General features: G+C 53.0%; 16 protein-coding genes. 5 read left to right on the forward strand and 11 right to left on the reverse strand.

The window, feature by feature from the left end:
* Positions 1-14: 14 nt before the first annotated feature.
* From RB297_RS22690 to RB297_RS22710, 5 genes are all read right to left on the reverse strand, one after another.
* Positions 15-653 (reverse strand): ThuA domain-containing protein, encoded by a 639-nt coding sequence (locus tag RB297_RS22690; protein ID WP_009590348.1) that lies wholly within the window; start codon positions 651-653, stop codon positions 15-17.
* A gap of 108 nt (positions 654-761) precedes the next feature.
* The gene (locus tag RB297_RS22695; protein ID WP_096775814.1) at positions 762-1577 is read right to left on the reverse strand and encodes a uroporphyrinogen-III synthase; all 816 of its coding nucleotides are present in this window, start codon (positions 1575-1577) and stop codon (positions 762-764) included.
* 333 nt (positions 1578-1910) lie between these two features.
* Positions 1911-3371: a catalase gene (locus RB297_RS22700; RefSeq protein WP_096775813.1), complete on the reverse strand. Its 1461-nt coding sequence runs from the start codon at positions 3369-3371 to the stop codon at positions 1911-1913.
* 186 nt (positions 3372-3557) lie between these two features.
* Positions 3558-4376, reverse strand: coding sequence for a winged helix-turn-helix domain-containing protein (locus RB297_RS22705; RefSeq protein WP_009590363.1), 819 nt, complete (start codon positions 4374-4376; stop codon positions 3558-3560).
* Complete coding sequence (locus RB297_RS22710) at positions 4352-4747, reverse strand: Fur family transcriptional regulator (protein WP_009590342.1); 396 nt, start codon at positions 4745-4747, stop codon at positions 4352-4354. Before RB297_RS22710 ends, RB297_RS22705 begins: the two co-directional genes overlap by 25 nt.
* A gap of 198 nt (positions 4748-4945) precedes the next feature.
* Here RB297_RS22710 and RB297_RS22715 point away from each other — a divergent pair, with 198 nt between their 5' ends.
* From RB297_RS22715 to RB297_RS22730, 4 genes are all read left to right on the forward strand, one after another.
* Positions 4946-5956, forward strand: coding sequence for a D-alanyl-D-alanine carboxypeptidase family protein (locus RB297_RS22715; RefSeq protein ID WP_375121511.1), 1011 nt, complete (start codon positions 4946-4948; stop codon positions 5954-5956).
* 119 nt (positions 5957-6075) lie between these two features.
* The gene (locus tag RB297_RS22720) at positions 6076-6771 is read left to right on the forward strand and encodes a response regulator transcription factor (protein ID WP_096775812.1); all 696 of its coding nucleotides are present in this window, start codon (positions 6076-6078) and stop codon (positions 6769-6771) included.
* A complete protein-coding gene (locus RB297_RS22725; RefSeq protein ID WP_096775811.1) occupies positions 6764-7861 on the forward strand; it encodes a sensor histidine kinase in 1098 nt (365 codons plus the stop codon). Before RB297_RS22720 ends, RB297_RS22725 begins: the two co-directional genes overlap by 8 nt.
* Positions 7862-7974: 113 nt before the next feature.
* Positions 7975-9087, forward strand: a complete 1113-nt coding sequence (locus tag RB297_RS22730) for a diguanylate cyclase (RefSeq protein WP_036662016.1) — start codon at positions 7975-7977, stop codon at positions 9085-9087.
* Here RB297_RS22730 and RB297_RS22735 read toward each other — a convergent pair.
* From RB297_RS22735 to RB297_RS22750, 4 genes are all read right to left on the reverse strand, one after another.
* The gene (locus RB297_RS22735; RefSeq protein WP_096775810.1) at positions 9084-10034 is read right to left on the reverse strand and encodes an aldo/keto reductase family protein; all 951 of its coding nucleotides are present in this window, start codon (positions 10032-10034) and stop codon (positions 9084-9086) included. The two genes, RB297_RS22730 and RB297_RS22735, sit on opposite strands and share 4 nt — an antisense overlap.
* Positions 10035-10113: 79 nt before the next feature.
* Positions 10114-11223 carry a Ger(x)C family spore germination protein gene (locus RB297_RS22740; RefSeq protein WP_375121512.1) on the reverse strand — a complete coding sequence of 370 codons (1110 nt, stop codon included), beginning with the start codon at positions 11221-11223 and terminating at the stop codon, positions 10114-10116.
* Positions 11220-12329 (reverse strand): GerAB/ArcD/ProY family transporter, encoded by a 1110-nt coding sequence (locus RB297_RS22745; RefSeq protein WP_096775808.1) that lies wholly within the window; start codon positions 12327-12329, stop codon positions 11220-11222. The genes RB297_RS22740 and RB297_RS22745 overlap by 4 nt, the downstream gene beginning before the upstream one ends.
* Positions 12322-13683 (reverse strand): spore germination protein, encoded by a 1362-nt coding sequence (locus RB297_RS22750; protein WP_096775807.1) that lies wholly within the window; start codon positions 13681-13683, stop codon positions 12322-12324. The genes RB297_RS22745 and RB297_RS22750 overlap by 8 nt, the downstream gene beginning before the upstream one ends.
* A gap of 215 nt (positions 13684-13898) precedes the next feature.
* Here RB297_RS22750 and RB297_RS22755 point away from each other — a divergent pair, with 215 nt between their 5' ends.
* Positions 13899-15452, forward strand: coding sequence for an FAD-dependent oxidoreductase (locus RB297_RS22755; RefSeq protein WP_375121513.1), 1554 nt, complete (start codon positions 13899-13901; stop codon positions 15450-15452).
* A gap of 211 nt (positions 15453-15663) precedes the next feature.
* Here the strand turns inward: RB297_RS22755 and RB297_RS22760 are convergent, their stop codons facing one another.
* Positions 15664-16116: a hypothetical protein gene (locus RB297_RS22760; protein ID WP_090909828.1), complete on the reverse strand. Its 453-nt coding sequence runs from the start codon at positions 16114-16116 to the stop codon at positions 15664-15666.
* Positions 16117-16205: 89 nt separating this feature from the next.
* Complete coding sequence (locus tag RB297_RS22765; protein ID WP_375121616.1) at positions 16206-17021, reverse strand: diacylglycerol/lipid kinase family protein; 816 nt, start codon at positions 17019-17021, stop codon at positions 16206-16208.
* Positions 17022-17145: the final 124 nt, after the last annotated feature.

Below are 17145 nucleotides of genomic sequence, written 5' to 3' on the forward strand. Positions count from 1 at the left end.
CATTTCGAAATGCCTTAACCCGGAACGCGCGCCGCCCACTTGGCCGCTTGCGTAATCATTAAACGCAGCTGAGGCTGGAGAAAGGACGGCTCATGATGGCCCGGCATCAAGAAGACCACGCGTCCAATGCCATACGTATGGCACCAGGCGGCAGGCCACTGCTTGCCTTCGTACTCATAATGCAGCAGCACGGTTTTTTCCGTGAACGGACTGAATACGAACCGGTAAGGCTCCTCGTCCAGCACAAACGGCTCAACGCCCTCCGTAATATCGTGATCGGTCTCCCCCGGAACGAAATACAGCTTCTCCATCGGCGGGTGCCCGTCAAAACGGGCGCCAATCAGCTGCGCCAGCTCATAACGGTTTGCCAAGGTAACGCCATTATGAATCACGAGCAAGCCGCCGCCTCCGCTAACGTAGGACAGCAGGCCTGCGGTCTGCCGCGGCGAAACCCGCTCGTCCCACAAGTCGCTATAGGCGATGCACAGCTCGTAAGGGTAGAGATTGCTTTCATGAAGCATTTTATGGTTTTCCGTGCACTGCACGGTGAACATGTCGTTCAGCAGATGCGTGATCTGTTTGTCTATGCCTTGCAGCGGATGAAACTTCGGGTGCGTGTAGCTGCCGAGCAGCAATGCTTTTCTCTTATCCATCGGTCATCCTCCTATTTACTACTCAATATTTCACATGAACCTGAGGAACATGCATCGACGAGCTGGAATGGATCGAAATCCTTAGCTTCGTTACGTTATATCATGACATTATTCTTGATTTTGAGCAAAATAACGGCCAAGCGTCACCATCATGCTGCCCATTCGCTCTTCCTCGGGAACCACCATGCGTTCAATGCCTTCCTCGCGGAGTCCCTGAGCCGTCACCTTGCCGACAGCCGCCGCCACGACCGGTCCGCGGAACGCCTCCAGCACGGCTTCCAGCTTGCCATGGGCACGAGCATAATCCGCAAGAAAACGAAACTGTGGCGCACTTGTAAAAGCAACCGCATGAACCTTGCCGCCAACGATTTCGTCAACGAGCAGGGAAATATCCTCCTCCAGCGGCGGAATATGCTTATAAGGCAGAATCTGCTGCACCTCCGCTCCCCGTTGCTGAAGCCAATCGACCAGCTTAGGCGCAGACTCGCCATGCAGCTGCAGAATGACGCGTTGACCCGACAAGTCATGCGGCGCAAGCGACCGGATCAGTCCGGACGTGCTGCCGTCATCGTCTCTGACGACCGGTGCCAAACCGCGTTTTTTCAGAGCATTCGCGGTCTTGTACCCTCTTGCCGCAATCGAGGTGTCTTGAAGCGTTTCATTCAATGTATCCAACAGGCCCATCTGCTCGGCCGTATCGTAAATGGCCTCCAGGCCGATTCCCGTCGTAAAGATCGCCCACGGCGCAGGCGCCTCGAGCCAAGCTTCGATGGAACGCCGGAGCACTTCATCATCCAAAAATACCGTCCCCTGCGCCGGGCGAAGCACCGCCGTGCCTCCCATCTTCTCCACCAGCTTGGCCATGTCCGCCGCTTTGCGCGGGCCTGCCAAGGCTACAACCCGATCTTTCATATGCTGTGCCATGATATATGCCTCACTCTCTTAAATTCTAGCTTGTGCAACCTTCATGCCGTATAGCTTCTAGCAGCTGACTCCAGTATAAAGGCCATGATCCCATAGATAAAGCCACTAAGGTCTTATTCTTCCAAAAAGCCCCCCTTTCCTGCCGCATGCAAAAAAGCAGCAAAGGAATAGGCGTTCCTCTGCTGCTCCACTTATATATTTCAGTGGATGAAAAAAAGAGGCACCCATTTATGCGGGTACCTCTTTTGGCCGGCGACCATGGATCGCCGTCTATATAAAGGCCTTCCATCCTGCACAGCGGAAACAGGATGGCGGGCTCTTATATGTTTGGTGTTACTTCGGCTGACCGGCCGGGATGAATCCGCTCAGGTCTACGCCAAGCCCTGCGGCAAGTCTTGCGCCATATTCGGCGTCTGCACGGTAGAAATTGCATACGGCACGGAGCTGGATGTCGGATTTGACCTGGCTCAGGTCATCAACCAGATTGCGAAGCAGATGATCCTTCTGCTGCTCCGTAAACGAACGGTACAATTCGCCGGCTTGGGTGAAGTCATCCGTTTTCTCGATGCGCTGACGAACGACATGACCGCTCAGCGGAGCTTCGCTCTCATTCACGGACGGATCTTCCACAGGGCCCGTTGTATAGCTGTTCGGTTCATAGTTCACCGGCGACGGATCTTGATTCACGTTCATCAAGCCGTCGCGTTGATGATTGCGCACAGGGGCATACGGGCAGTTGATCGGGATCTGCAAATAATTGGCGCCCAGACGATGACGCTGCGTATCCGGGTAAGAGAATAACCGGCCCTGCAGCAATTTATCCTCGGACGGCTCAATACCGGGCACCAATGCGCTTGGGGAGAAAGCCGCCTGCTCCACCTCGGCGAAGAAATTCTGCGGGTTACGGTTCAGGGTCATCGTACCCACGGTTATGAACGGGAAGCGATCCTCCGGCCAAGTCTTGGTCGGATCCAGGGGATCAAAGGACAAATCATCCATTTCTTCCGGAGACATCAGCTGCACCTGCAGGCGCCATTTCGGGAAATTCCCGTTAGCGATGTGTTCGCGAAGATCACGGGTGGCATGATTGAAGTCCTTGCCCTGCACCGCTCCCACTTCGTCTGCATTCAGCGTGTTGATGCCTTGCACGGATTCCCATTTGTATTTAATGTAGGTCACTTTGCCTTCGCTGTTCACCCACTTGAACGCATGGACGCTGAATCCGTCCAACTCGCGATAGTTTGCCGGCGTGCCATGATCCGAGAACAGCCAGGTCATCATATGGGTGGATTCCGGAGACAGCGTCATGAAATCCCAATACCGGCCTGGCTCTTGAATGTTGCTTTCCGGCGAAGGCTTCAAGGAATGCACCATATCGGGAAATTTGATCGCGTCCCGAATGAAGAAGACCGGGAGATGATTGCCTACAATGTCATAGTTCCCTTCCTCCGTATAGAACTTCACGGCGAATCCGCGCGGATCGCGTGCCGTTTCGGGCGACCCGGTTCCATGGATAACCGTGGAGAACCGGACGAACACGGGGGTTTCCTGACCGATTTCCTGCAGGAATGCCGCTTTGGTGTACGGCTTCATGTCATGCTCGACCACAAATACGCCGTGGGCACCTGCTCCGCGTGCATGAACGACGCGCTCCGGAATCCGTTCACGGTCGAAGTGGGCGATTTTTTCGATCAGATGATAATCCTCAAGCAGTGTCGGTCCGCGGCGGCCCGCCGTTTTGGAATTTTGGTTATCTCCTACGGGAGCACCTTGGTTGGTTGTCAATCTATCCATCTATGAACCCTCCATCATTCTATAATTGATTTTAGACTGAATCTAAATTTATGAAATGATTGTATCATCGGAGGTTCGCTCGGATCATGATTGTCGCGTGAGCGTTATGTGACCCTTCCATGAGCCTTATATGAAGTTCGGATGAATCATTGCAACAATCGCGAATGAACAAAAAAAAGGAGGGGATTAATCCGCCAGGCGGTATCCCACTCCTCTAACCGTTGCGATATAGCGCGGGGCACCCGCGTTGTCGTTCAGCTTCTTGCGCAAGCTTTTGATGTGGACATCCACCACGTTGCTGCCGCCCATAAAATCGGTATCCCAAATTTTGCACATCAGGTCCTCACGCGTGCATACGGCCCCTTCGCTGTCCAGCAGCAGCATCAGCAGATGATACTCCGTCTTGGTCAAGTGAATCGGGGTGCTGCCCCGGTGGATGGTCATTTTATCCCGGTCGATCGATAAATCTTTATAGATCAGTCCCCGCATGACCTCTTCTCCACCCGACAAACCCGCTGCCGGGGAGAACAAGCGAATCGTCCGCTGCACCTGATACATCATCGTATCTTTGGAACGGGCCGGCCATACCATCAGCTCTTCATCCAACAGGCTTGATCCTGCATTGCTCATGAGCTCCTCGCCTACAAGATACAGGATCGGAATCGTGGTATGTTCCGGCAGAAGAAGCTCCTTCTCCTTGTTGAACGCCGCCATATTCCGGCAGCCCGTCATGTCGGCGATAATCAGTCCCGTGTTCAGGGCGGACTGCAGTCGCGGTTCCCATTTACGGAACATCATGACCTCGAAGCAGTTCTCCGTCAAGGTTATGAACATTTCGTTCACGCGCCCCGGAGAACGGCTGATCAATGCGGCCCGCAGCGTGGTGGGACAAGCATCTCCAATCGCCATCGGCGTCGTGGGACGCACATACAGATTGCCGGATTGGAAATCCGGAAAAGCATAGACTTTCCCGAGCTCCGTCATTTCTTCCGTTTGATTTGACATTCTGGACACACCCCCCCGAATACGACGTGAGCATGATGGATAACGTAGTTGGTTTCACCGGCTACCGTAGCAGCCCAATCCTCTGGCACCTCCGTCATGACCTCGTCCACTTTGCCGCAGACTTCACAAATAATATGCTGGTGCTCGTCGGTACGGGCATCGTATCGGCTCGCGCTCTCGCCCAGCTTCAATTCCCGGATCAGCTGTTTATCCGTCAAGTAACGCAGGGAATTATAAACGGTCCCGTACGCGAGATTATATCCTTTCTCCACCAGCCGGTTCATGATATCCGCAGCAGTCGGATGATCATGCGATTCCCGAAGGACATCGTACACCGCTTGGCGTTGCGTCGTCAGATTTAAAGATTTCAAGGTATTCACCCTTTTAATTTATTTTTAGATCAAGTATAAATCTTATTCGTTTCAAGGTCAACATCCCGCGCCAAAAACGCTGCTGGTAATCTTTAAGATTTCTTTAGATTCAATTAAAAATTACTTTAGTTTGTCTGGCTAGACTTAGAACATACATAAATGAGACGCATAACCAGTCAAAGGAGACGATAGAGCGCCATGGAATCCATAACCAAGCATCCCCGCAAAGCACCTCCAGCCCCTGAATCATCCCGGCAGCAAACCGGCACGCTTCGGCATCAGCGTGCGAAACGCGGCAAGGGACGCGCGAAATTAAGCCTGTTGCTGCTGCTGTTCGGCGTCATTCTGATAGCCGTGTTCATAGCAAGGGTATTTATACCCCCTCCCATCAAAGCGAGCTCGGCCATCCTGATTCATGCGGATACGGGCCGCGTGCTCTACGCGATGCATGCCGATCTCCCCCTTCCTCCCGCAAGCATGTCCAAGATGATGACCGAGCTGCTGGTGCTGGATGCTGTTCGTTCCGGGCAGCATGCCTGGGACGAGAACGTACCGGTCAGCCGATATGCCGCAGAGGTACCCGGTTCGGCCATCGGCATGCATGAAGGCGAACGTTACACGCTGAAGCAGCTGTTCGAAGCACTCATTATCCATTCGGCCAATGATGCGGCCGTTGCTATTGCGGAGCACCTCGGCGGGTCGGAGGCCCGATTCGTGGAAACCATGAATGCCCGGGCGAAGGAAATCGGCCTCTCTGACCGCACCGTATTCGCCAACGCTTCCGGTTTGCCTGCGGCGGACCTGGTTCCTTTTGCCGAGGCGGCCTCCGAAGGGGACACCGTCATGACGGCCCGGGACTCGGCCATGCTCGCCAGATGGCTGGTGAACAAACACCCGGATCTGCTTGAGGTAACCAGCCAGCGGGATTTGCCCGTCCCGCAGAAGGAACTCTCCCTGCACACCACGAATCTCATGCTGCCCGGCGAGCCGCATGCTTACCAAGGCAATGACGGCTTTAAGACCGGGTATACGGCCTCGGCCGGTTATTGCTTCACGGGAACCGCGTCACGGGGCGGAAACCGGCTGATTTCCGTCGTGATGGGAACCGGGGACGCCGATCAGCGGTTTACGGAAACCCGGAAGCTGATGGATTACGGATTCGATCGCCAAGGCATCCTTTCGAATCTCGTATCCGGCCTTTTTAAATAGCTATTGTGCAAGTACTCCCTAGTTTTTGAAGGCAAAGCTGCACTTTATGCGGTTGATTTAGGGTACACTGTTCCTAAAGGAATCATAGTTTTCATGGGAGATGTACGGGAGGATATCGAATGAGAAGCGTATTAATCGTAGATGACGATAAAGAAATATCCGGGCTGATCTCCATTTATCTGGAGAATGAGGGATACCGCGTAATCCAAGCCCACGACGGGGAAGAAGCCCTGCAGGCCATGACCTCGAACAACGGAATGATAGATCTCGTGATTCTGGACGTCATGATGCCCAAGCTGAACGGGATCGACACCTGCCGCAGAATCCGGGAAACCTCGTCCATTCCCATTCTGATGCTGAGCGCGAAGAGCGAGGATATGGATAAAATACTGGGGCTCATGACAGGCGCGGATGATTATATGATTAAACCGTTCAATCCGCTGGAACTGACGACACGGGTCAAAACGCTGCTGCGGCGCTCCACCCAGTACAACGTGGACCTTCACCAGGGGGACAGCGACCGGATCCGGATCGACGGGCTCGACATTAACCGGACAACGCATGAAGTAACGGCCAATGGCCGTGCGATCTCCCTGACGGCCAGGGAATTCGAGATTTTGTACTTGCTTGCCCGTCAGCCGGGGAGAATCTTTAGCGCCGAGGATATCTTCCAGCAGGTCTGGAAGGAAAAATATTACGTCTCCAACAATACGGTCATGGTTCATATCAGCAACCTGAGGGACAAGCTCGAGAAGGAACTCGGTTATAAACTCATCCAAACGGTATGGGGCGTCGGGTACAAAATCCATGCGTAAGCTGCAATGGAAGATTATCACGCTGTTCTTCGCCAGCGGTGCCTTGACCTTGTCCATATTGTTCATCGCACAGCAGATCATGCGATTGATCGGCCGGGAGTATTGGAAGGAGCCCTGGGTAGACACCCTTTTCAGAGTGGAACGCACGCTGTCGAGTTTCTTCGGCTTTCCGGTCGTCCCGACGATCATCGGCATCGTGCTGTTTATCTGCATGGTGCTTCTCTTAAGTCAAGGCACCATTCGCCAAATCAATCAATTGATGCAGGGGACGCAGCGTTTGGCGAAGGGCGAGTTGGACCAGGCGATCATCGTAAGCTCGAACGACGAGCTGGGCCAGATGGCCGTGCAAATCAATCAAATGGCCCAGCAGCTCAAGCTGTCGCTGGCAGAGGAGCGAATGGCGGTCCAGTCCAAAAACGAGCTTATCAGCAACGTATCGCATGATCTGCGCACCCCGCTCACCTCCATCATCGGGTACTTGCGGCTGGTCAACGAAGACCATTACAAGGATGAGGTCGAACTCCGCTATTACACCGATATCGCCTACGATAAATCGCTGCGTCTGGGCGGCCTCGTGAATGATTTGTTTGAGTACACCCGGATGGGGTACTCCCCGATTAACCGTGTGGACATCAATTTGGTTGAGCTGCTTGCCCAATTGTCCGTGGACTTTTCATTGACCGGGCAGCATGAAGGAGTACAGGTCGTGTTTACGCCTGCCGTGGAGAAAATCATGATCTCATCGGACGGGGATAAGCTGATGCGCACCTTCGAGAATCTGCTGTCCAATGCGGTAAGGCACGGACGGGAGGCCGGGCGTGTGGATTTAAAAGTATCGCAGGATCCCAAGTTTGCCATCGTGCAGGTGATCAACTACGGTCCTCCGATTCCCCAGCATGCCATCCCCCACTTGTTCGAGCGGTTTTACCGGGCAGATGAATCGCGGACCGATCAAACCGGCGGCTCGGGGCTTGGCCTGGCCATCGTAAAAACCATCGTCGATGCCCATCATGGCACGATCCAGGTGACCAGTACGACAGAGTTGACGATGTTCGAGGTTCGCCTACCATTGCAGGTCCCAGAAAATTAACAAAAATTACGTTTATCATTCGACATACAATTCCATTTTCCGATAAAATAGGGGTGAATGTCTTCATCGCTCTGTCGTTCCTACCGCAGGGTACGTGAAAGGAATGATCCCCTATGACTAATATACTATTTACCAATTTTTGTATATTTGTAACGTTCTTATACTTATCCGGACTGCTGTCCCAAAAATATGTCGCAGGTGTCGTGGTGCCCTCCTTCACCGTCAAGATCAACGCCGGGCTGCTCTTTGGCATCTATGGGATCATTTTAATGTACTACTCGTTCCCCATCGACCCGCGGTTTTTTGCTGATTTGCGGCATCTGGCCATTATGGTGATCGCCACCTACCTGGGATGGCTTCCGTCCTTGATTGCCGGCATGCTGATTGCACTTGGACGGCTGATCCTGTTCGGCATGTCCGCTTCCTCGGCCATTGCAGGTGCGGGCATGCTGCTGATCAGCGTCGTCTGCGGGATCCTCTCCCGCACCCATTGGAATCGTCTGAGCAAAATGCTGCTAATGAGCCTATCCAGCATGTTGGTCATCTTGTTCATTATGTGGATGAACATCCCGAACCATCAAAAGGTGTTTACCGTCTTCACGCAACAGCTCGTCATATCGGTGCTGGCCACGGTGGTCATCTACATGCTGACCGAGTATATCAACACCTCGAATAAACTGTTCCTGCAGATGAAAAAGAACGCGGAAACGGATTACCTGACCAGCCTGCACAATTTGCGCCAGTTCGAGCAGCTGTTGTCGGAACGCTTCCTCGAAGCCCAGCATTTCAGCGAGCGGCTGGGTGTCCTGGTCGTGGACATCGATCATTTCAAACAAATAAACGACACCTACGGCCATGCGGCCGGAGATGTCGTTTTGCAGCAGCTCAGCAAAGTGCTGAGGGATCATTCCCGTTCTTTTGACGAGGTATCCCGCAACGGCGGGGAGGAATTCTCGGTACTGGTCCCGGAAGCCACCATCGACGAGACGGCCGCGATCGCGGAACGAATCCGAGCCGCGGTAGAGGACCACGTCTTCACCCTCGAAGACGGAGCCAAGCTACGAATCACCGTGTCCATCGGCGCTGCCGTGCATCCCGATACGATCCGGTCCAAAAATGCCAAGGAGCTGCTCCAGCAAGCGGACCGCGAGCTGTACCGCGCCAAGGAAAGCGGGCGCAACCGCGTATGCTCCGCACCCGAAATCAATGACCTGATTCTTTCCTAATTCGGATCCGCCTTCAGGATGTCCTCGATGACAGCCAGCGTATCCGAGGACAATTTCATGCCGGAAGCCTTCACGTTCTCTTCCACCTGTTCCGGACGGCTGGCGCCCACCAGTGCGCTGGCTACGTTGTTCTGGCGCAGAATCCAGGCCAAGGCCAATTGGCCGACGGTCATGTCCAGCTCGCTTGCGACAAGGCCCAGCGCCTGCACCTTCTGTATGCGATCTTCGTTTATTTTGAGCCGGTCTGCTCCAATCCTCGACGCGCGGCTGTTCTCCGGCACGTCCTGCTTCGAGGCGTACTTGCCGGTCAGAAGCCCTTGAGCGAGCGGGGAGTATACGACTTGTCCAATCCCCTTCTTCTCGCCAAGCGGGATAATCTCCTCCTCGATCTTGCGCTCGAACATGTTATACAGCGGCTGATTCACCACGATGCGGTCCAGTAAATACCGGTCCGCAACGGCCAAGGCCGCTTCCATCTGGGCCGCCGTCCACATGCTGACGCCGACATAGAGCACCTTGCCTTGCCGGACAAGATCATCCAGCGCGCGAAGCGTCTCCTCAAGCGGCGTTTCCTCATGATATCGATGGCAGTAGTAGATGTCGATGTAATCGGTGCCCAGCCGCTTCAGGCTGGCATCGCACTGCTCTTTGATATGCTTGCGGGACAGTCCCTGATCATTCGGTCCGTCTCCCATCTTGCCGAACACCTTTGTGGCCAGCACATAGGATTCCCTCGGAAATGCCCTTAACGTCTCGCCCACGACGACTTCGGCCGCTCCTTGAGCATAGACGTTCGCCGTATCGAAAAAATTGACGCCGAGTCCATAGGCAGTCTGAATCGACTTGACCGCATTTTCCCGTTCCACGTATCCCCCGTAGGTCAGCCAGCTCCCGAGGCTGATATCGCTAACCTTCAGTCCGCTTCCGCCCAATCTTCTGAATTCCATATGTGAAACCTCCTTCATACAAGATAGATGCTTATCCTTATTGTAACATCTTCCTGTACGATAAACAGATATCCCCCGCCTAGCGTTTGTAGCCGGTAGACTTTATTTTTACCTTGACCGACACATTAAACTTGGCATGCGGATAAATGGCAGCCCATTCCTCCATCTCCGTCCGGTTGTTCCAATGCGTGCCGCCATACCGGAGGCCGAAACCCAGCGGATCCAGCCCTGTTTTTTGAATTTTCTCCAGAACGCTTTTGACCGCTTGGGATAGTTCCTTGCTGAATTGCGCTTCGATCTTATGCAGATTCTTGGGATCCAGCTGTGCGGGATCCTCCTTCTCCTCCAATATCGCCGTGATCCTTATCTTATAATCAATCGTTTCTTCCCCCCGTATATCCGTTACGATCTTATATCTGGCCCGGGTTCTGTCCGTGTTCACTTCAAGCAATTTGCCGTCAATCTTCGTTCCGAAATTCGTGCTTAAATTCCGAAGGTCCAGCAGATTGTACAGCCTGGTTTCATCCGGGGTCAGAATGAACTTCACTTTGTTCTTGTCCATCAGGGCTACTTTATCGATATTCAGCACCTCGTCTTCGGTCGTTTCCACGACGGGCATAACCGGGTCCTCCCCCTCCTCCATCATTCGCCGGGTCAGATCGAAGGAATAGGTCTTCGAGATGAAAGGAGATTCGGTGCCATCCTCGCTGAGCGCCAGAAATATGGCGTTTCCGGCGATCCGCTCCGTAGGGGGCTCCGCTTTCAATACGGCTTCTGCGGTAGGAACGGCAACAGCCGGATACATGAGCAGCTGCATGTCCCGCCTCCGAACGGTCCAGTCTTGAATTTTGCTGATGTCTGTCCGCGCGAAAGCCTCGCCGTACATGACTCCCTTGCAATGACCGAAGTCGAGCTCCTTATCGACTTTGGATTTGACCCCCCGGATCGCCTCCGCAATGCTTGTCGATTCTTGCGTAATGAGCAGGGATTTTTTGTCCCCGGTCTTCGGATCGCCCGAAGGAATGGCGATTTTGAAGCTGAACCGATGCATTTCAGGGTTATTCTCCGAAACATCAATGCCAATGGACACCACGAAGAGCCTGAGATCGATATCCCGGAATTCGCAGCCCGACAGAAACAAAAAAGAGCAGCACATGACACAGAGCAGCCCTCGTTTCAGGCCATTCATGCTCTCTTCCTCCTTTTCTTCCATACCGCATAGATTAACAGGGCAATAAGCAGGAATTCTCCTAAGAACCGGACGTCCAGGAATACGATCGCCATATCGTTCAATATGTATTGATTCACAATTAACGACGTCCCGAATGTAATCAGCGAAAAGAGCAACAGGACCCACCATTCGATTTTCCGCTTTTTATCCATCGATTTGCCCTTATCCCCGGTTAAACCGAAGCCTCCCAGGATCAATTCCTTGCCAACATGCCAGTGTATGATGGAATTCACGAGGGAAAGGCACATATACACCACGTAGAAGACATAAATCATCCGTTCAATGATGAAATAACGGATCCGGAGTGCGTCTATCGTCGAAAAGGCCGGATACACGTGTCCTCCGGCTCCTGCAGCTCCCAGTATCCCGATGGGCGCGAACATTGAAACGAGAAGGGTCATGATGCTGACTACCATGATCGCCCAAATATGACGAACTCTGAATTGGTGAAAGATCCGGTTAAAAACCACCATGTTGATGTACCCCGTAAAAATATAGGTTGCTGCCGCAACCGTCCCGTAATTAGGTAAATTCCAGGCATGGGTAATGATCTGCCTTACGGCATCCCAGCTGAAATACGGATTGCTGAAGACGCGCCATGACATATAAGCAATCAGGGGGACGGTAATGTACAAAATCATCTCCAACCCGTAAAGAATCGACTCGGAATCGAGCCTGGCGCTAAGTGCCACAACCACCAGAAATCCCATCAGAACGATATAGGGAGACACGTCCGGACTGATGTAACGGTTGGTAATATCCATGAAGCTGGCCAAGGTAATAACGCTGGAGAAATACCACGCAAGTCCGTATAACACAAGCAGGGCGCCGGATATCCATTTCGGCATCACCGATTGGAAAATCTCCGGCAGCCCTTGTCCCGGAAATTTCTGAATCAGTTTGATGAAGCCGAACATTATCAGGGTCCCGATCGGGATGGATACGAGGATCGACATCAGCGCACCGTCAAAGCGATCCGTAATCAAGATGCGGGGGACATAGTTAATCAGGTTGATGGTTGCGTTGAGCAGGAAGAGGTAATAAAAATATTTGTTTCTAACCACTTCGCTGGTCTCCTTTCTTGTTCCGATCCACGGCAAACATCTTCAAGTAAGGTTTGCCGAAGGACCGTAGGCTCGTGAGGTACATGATCATGGCCACCACACCCAACACGATGCCAACCAAGCCGAAGAAGGTGGCAAGCACGATGAACAGATACTTCGTAACGCGGATGCCGGAGCTCATCATCGTGATCGGGATGACGAAATTCGTTATGGCAACCGCGGACACCAGAATGATCATGATGTTGCTGACCAGTCCGGCCTCCGTAGCGGCGGTTCCCAGAATGAGACCCCCGACCGTGGTCGCGGTCTGTCCAATCGCTTTGGGCAGCCGAACGCTGGCCTCCGTCAGAAATTCCATCGCGAGCAGCATAAAGATCACTTCGAAGAAGGACGGGTACGGCACCGTGGCCCGGCTTCCCGCAATGAGAAGCGTAACTTGCATCCTCAATATCTCCGGGTTATAAGAGGTGAATGCCACGTAAAAGCTTGGCATCAGCACGGTTACAAACAAGGCGATATACCGGATGGCCTTGAGAAACCAGCCGATCGGGGGAAGCTGGATTTTATCATCCATCGCGGTAAAGAAATCATTGAATATGGCCGGCAGCAGGAGCGCATACCCCGTTGAATCCATTAATACCGCAATCTTTCCTTGCGATATATTCAATACGGTCCGGTCAGGGCGTTCAGTCAGCATCAGCGTCGGGTATAGCCGGAATCTGGGGTGCATCGTATGTCTCTCGATTTCGGATGCCGACTGCACAATATCCGCTTTGAGTTCGGACAATCGCTTTTTAAGCTCCTGCAGTACCGTCTCTTCGACTTTGAGCGCATCGTACATAATGATGATCCGGGTCTGCGATATTTTGCCGACGGTCATGAATTCCGTCTTCAAATCGGTGGTTTGGTATCGATGGCGAACCAGGTTCAGGTTCACCTCGATATTCTCCGTAAACGAATCATCGGGTCCCTGAATGACGTTCTCCGTACTGGCGGGCTGGATGAAACTAGCATTAACCAAGACGGCGTCAAAAAGAAGCACGGTGTTCCGTATGAATATGGCAACGCAGCCCCTCAGTATATTGCGCAGCAATTCCTGCTCATCTTTCGGCTCCATGCTCGATGGAAAGGAGCGGATGAATTGCTCGTATAAGTGCAAGGAATTCAGCTCATAAAAGCGATTAATCAAATTATCGTTGATCATGGCAGGATCGCACATACTTTTTAAATAGACCAGCAGCGCGTGTTCACCCTCGTTCTTCAGTTCGCGCTGCTCGATATCACCGATGCGGTTAAGCTGCTCCTTCAGGCAGTTCTTGGCTTGGTCCGCGTTCAAATACTGTTCGCTCGTCATGATACCATCCCCCATCTTCTTATATTTCCGTGAACTTCCGCTGGTTTCCCTAGGTTCTGCACAAATGTCCCAAAATATTTACAATCCTCCAGAAAACTTCAAGAAGCATCTTTCCATCCCATCGGCATAGTTTCTAATCATTCCCAGGTGGTAATAATGAAGACAAGAGACTGAGTTTATGGGTGATCCCCATAGTAACCAAGGAGGAATCGTGAATGAACCCATCCAATTCATCGCATCAGGAACTGCCGCAATTTCCGGAGTCGCTGTGGGTAGCTACAACTGAACTGCCTGCCTTTCCCCGCTTGGCCGAAGATATCGAGACGGATGTGGCTGTAGTCGGGGCCGGCATAACCGGCATCACGACCGCTTATCTGCTGGCCAAGGCAGGTAAAGATGTCGTGCTGATCGAGGCAGGGCAAATCCTGAACGGGACCACCGGTCATACAACAGCCAAAGTCACGGCCCAGCACGGGCTGATTTATCATGAATTCCTGAATCATTTCGGGGATGAGAAGACAAGGCTCTATTACGAAGGGAATCGGGAAGCGATTGAATTCATTAGGGACATTGTTGGCGGAGACGAGGAGAAGTTTGGGCTAAAGCTGGAGGATGCCTATATTTACGCTCAAACGGAAGACAAATACCTCTCCAAGCTGGAGGACGAAATCAAAGCCTACGAGAAGCTCGGCATCCCGGGAGAATGGCAGGAAAGCCTGCCTCTGCCTATGCCCGTCCGTGGAGCGATCAAGATGCCGGGGCAATATCAGTTCCATCCCCTGCAATATCTTAAGCATCTGACGGAACAATTCCTGAAGCTCGGTGGACGAATCTATGAGAATACGACCATGGATGAAAAAGTCGAAACCGACGGACCGATCACGCTGCTCACCAAACGGGGCGGCCACCGGATTACTTGCAACCACGCCGTATCCGCGTCTCATTTTCCGTTCTATGACGGGAAAGGGCTGTACTTCACGCGGCTGCATGTGGAACGTTCCTATGCGGTTGCCGTCAAACCCGAAACCGCTTATCCCGGCGGGATGTTCCTGAGCGTGGATCAGCCGACCCGTTCCCTGCGGTCGGCTACCTATAACGGCGAGGAGCTGGTTATCGTCGGCGGCGAGAACCATCCGACGGGACGCAGCATCTGTACCCATCAGCATTACGAAAACCTGGAGCTTTTTGCAGGAAATCTGTTGGGCGCTTCCGCCATTCCTTATCGCTGGTCGACCCAGGACCTGATCACGCTGGACAACATGCCTTATATCGGGCCGATCACGTCCAATCAGGACCGGATCTTTGTCGCGACAGGCTTCCGGAAATGGGGGATGACAACGGGAACATTGGCCGCGAAGATCATTTGCGATCAAATACTGGAGAAAGATAACCGTTATGCCGACGTCTTTAACCCGTCCCGCTTCAAGGCAGACCCGAGCATCAAAACATTCGTCGCGCAAAATGCCATGGTTGCGAAGGATTTCGTTGCCGGCAAGTTCGAAATGTCCCACGCCGATATTACTGAACTGAAGCCGGGCGAAGGCGCCGTCGTCCGCCATAACGGGCAGCGTGCCGGGGCCTATAAGGATGATCAAGGAAACCTCTATCTTGTGGATACCACCTGTACCCATCTCGGCTGCGAGGTGGAATGGAACGAGGGCGAACGTTCATGGGATTGCCCTTGCCACGGATCACGCTTCCGCCATAACGGCGAGGTGCTGGAAGGACCGGCTATTGAGCCGTTGAAGCAATTGGACCCGGAGAGCTAATAATCCCAGCCCACCGCGCCTTAAGAGGACCCTAAACCAAAAAGAAGTGAAGCCACCGGGCTTCACTTCTTTTTTATACATCACTTGCGAGATTAGCAGCACCTACGGGATTCGGACGGCAAATCTCTGCAGATTTATTCTTTCATTCAAAAAAGGCACCCTGACGGGTGCCTGTGTCTTGATATGGCGAAGATGCTCTTTGCACGACAGCCTATGCGATTTCCGGCGCCAGCTCCTCGCGGTATGCCGCAAGCGACTGATCCACGATGACCTGTATGAAATCGGGATCGATATCCTGGATCCAAGGCATGGCGTTATTCCAAGCATTTTCCTCGATTTGAAGCGCGAGCTGCCTCTGATCCCATTCATCCACCGTTTGATCCATCCGGTCGCACAGCTCTGTCAGGGTCATGTCCATTGAATGGCCCAGCTCATGTGCGAATACCACCGCAAAATAGGCATGGAACGGCTCAAGCGTGCCAAACAGCTGCAAGCACTGCTGGCGTATGACTTCGGTATACATCGTCACGCTGTGCGAATGCATCACATATTTTCCGCCGATTAACCGGCCCCCTGGAAAATACGCCTCCATCTCCACGGTGACACTGCTGCCCGACCGACGTAGAAGCTCTTGCGTAATTCGGTTCAGTTCGGACTTATTCAATAATGATCATGGCTCCCTTTAAAGATATAAACATAAACATCATTATAAAAGAACCATATGAAATTGCAATATCAAATATGCCTGCCGGCTTACTCCGAGCCTGTCAAAAACCTTAAGCGGCGCGGCTTGACGGATACGGCCGCAGGCGTCTCCATATATATCTCCCCGTCCGTGTCGGCCTTCATGGGCCCATCCGTTATCAGCTTGATCGAAGCGGCCCTCACATACGAGATGCTCTCGTTGGCCGGCTTCCACTCCCCTTCGATTTTACGGCTTAGCAGCTCTTTTAACAGGGGGAGTCCGGCTTCGCGAATGATGAGTACATCCAGCAAACCGTCCGTCAACGAATCGAATGTAAAAGGCAGCGGGCGGGTACCTAAGTATCGTCCATTCGATATGTAAATCATAATTGCTTCTCCTTCACTGGAATGGCCGTCATATTCCATCCTGTAGGAGAACGGCTCGGCCGATCGCACGGTTTGCAGCATGCTGATGAAATAACTGAGCCTGCCAAGCGCTCCTTTCAGATCCGGGTTGATGTTCTCGGAAGTGGCCGTTATGAGCCCGACGCCAAAGAAATTCGTAAACACCCTGTCATGCGCCATGCCGATATCCAATGCGCGGACTTGTCCCTTCATTAATGCTCGAGCTGCCGATGTCAGCTCGACCGGCAGATTCATGGAGCGGGCAAAGTCGTTGCAGGTCCCCACGGGCAGAATTCCGATAAGGGGCGGTTGTTCCAGAGCCGCAATGCCGTTCACGCACTCATGGACCGACCCGTCTCCTCCCATAACCAGGATGAGCTCATACGCCTCCCCCTGCTCCCTGCACACGGCTTCCCCTTCTCCCGGCGCCGAGGTCTGAAACAATACCAGCTCCTTGATTCCTTCCGCCAGTATCGGGATGACAGCCGCAAGCTACTGCAGGGTCTCCTGCTGACCCGCACTGCGGTTATACACCAACAAAGCCCGATGATACATCATTCCAGCCTCCCTCTGATCCGTTCCTGATTGGCTTGCTTCTATTATT

It is taken from the genome of Paenibacillus sp. CR_12 (assembly GCF_041953985.1).
In the GTDB taxonomy this organism is placed as follows: domain Bacteria; phylum Bacillota; class Bacilli; order Paenibacillales; family Paenibacillaceae; genus Paenibacillus_AQ; species Paenibacillus_AQ lautus_A.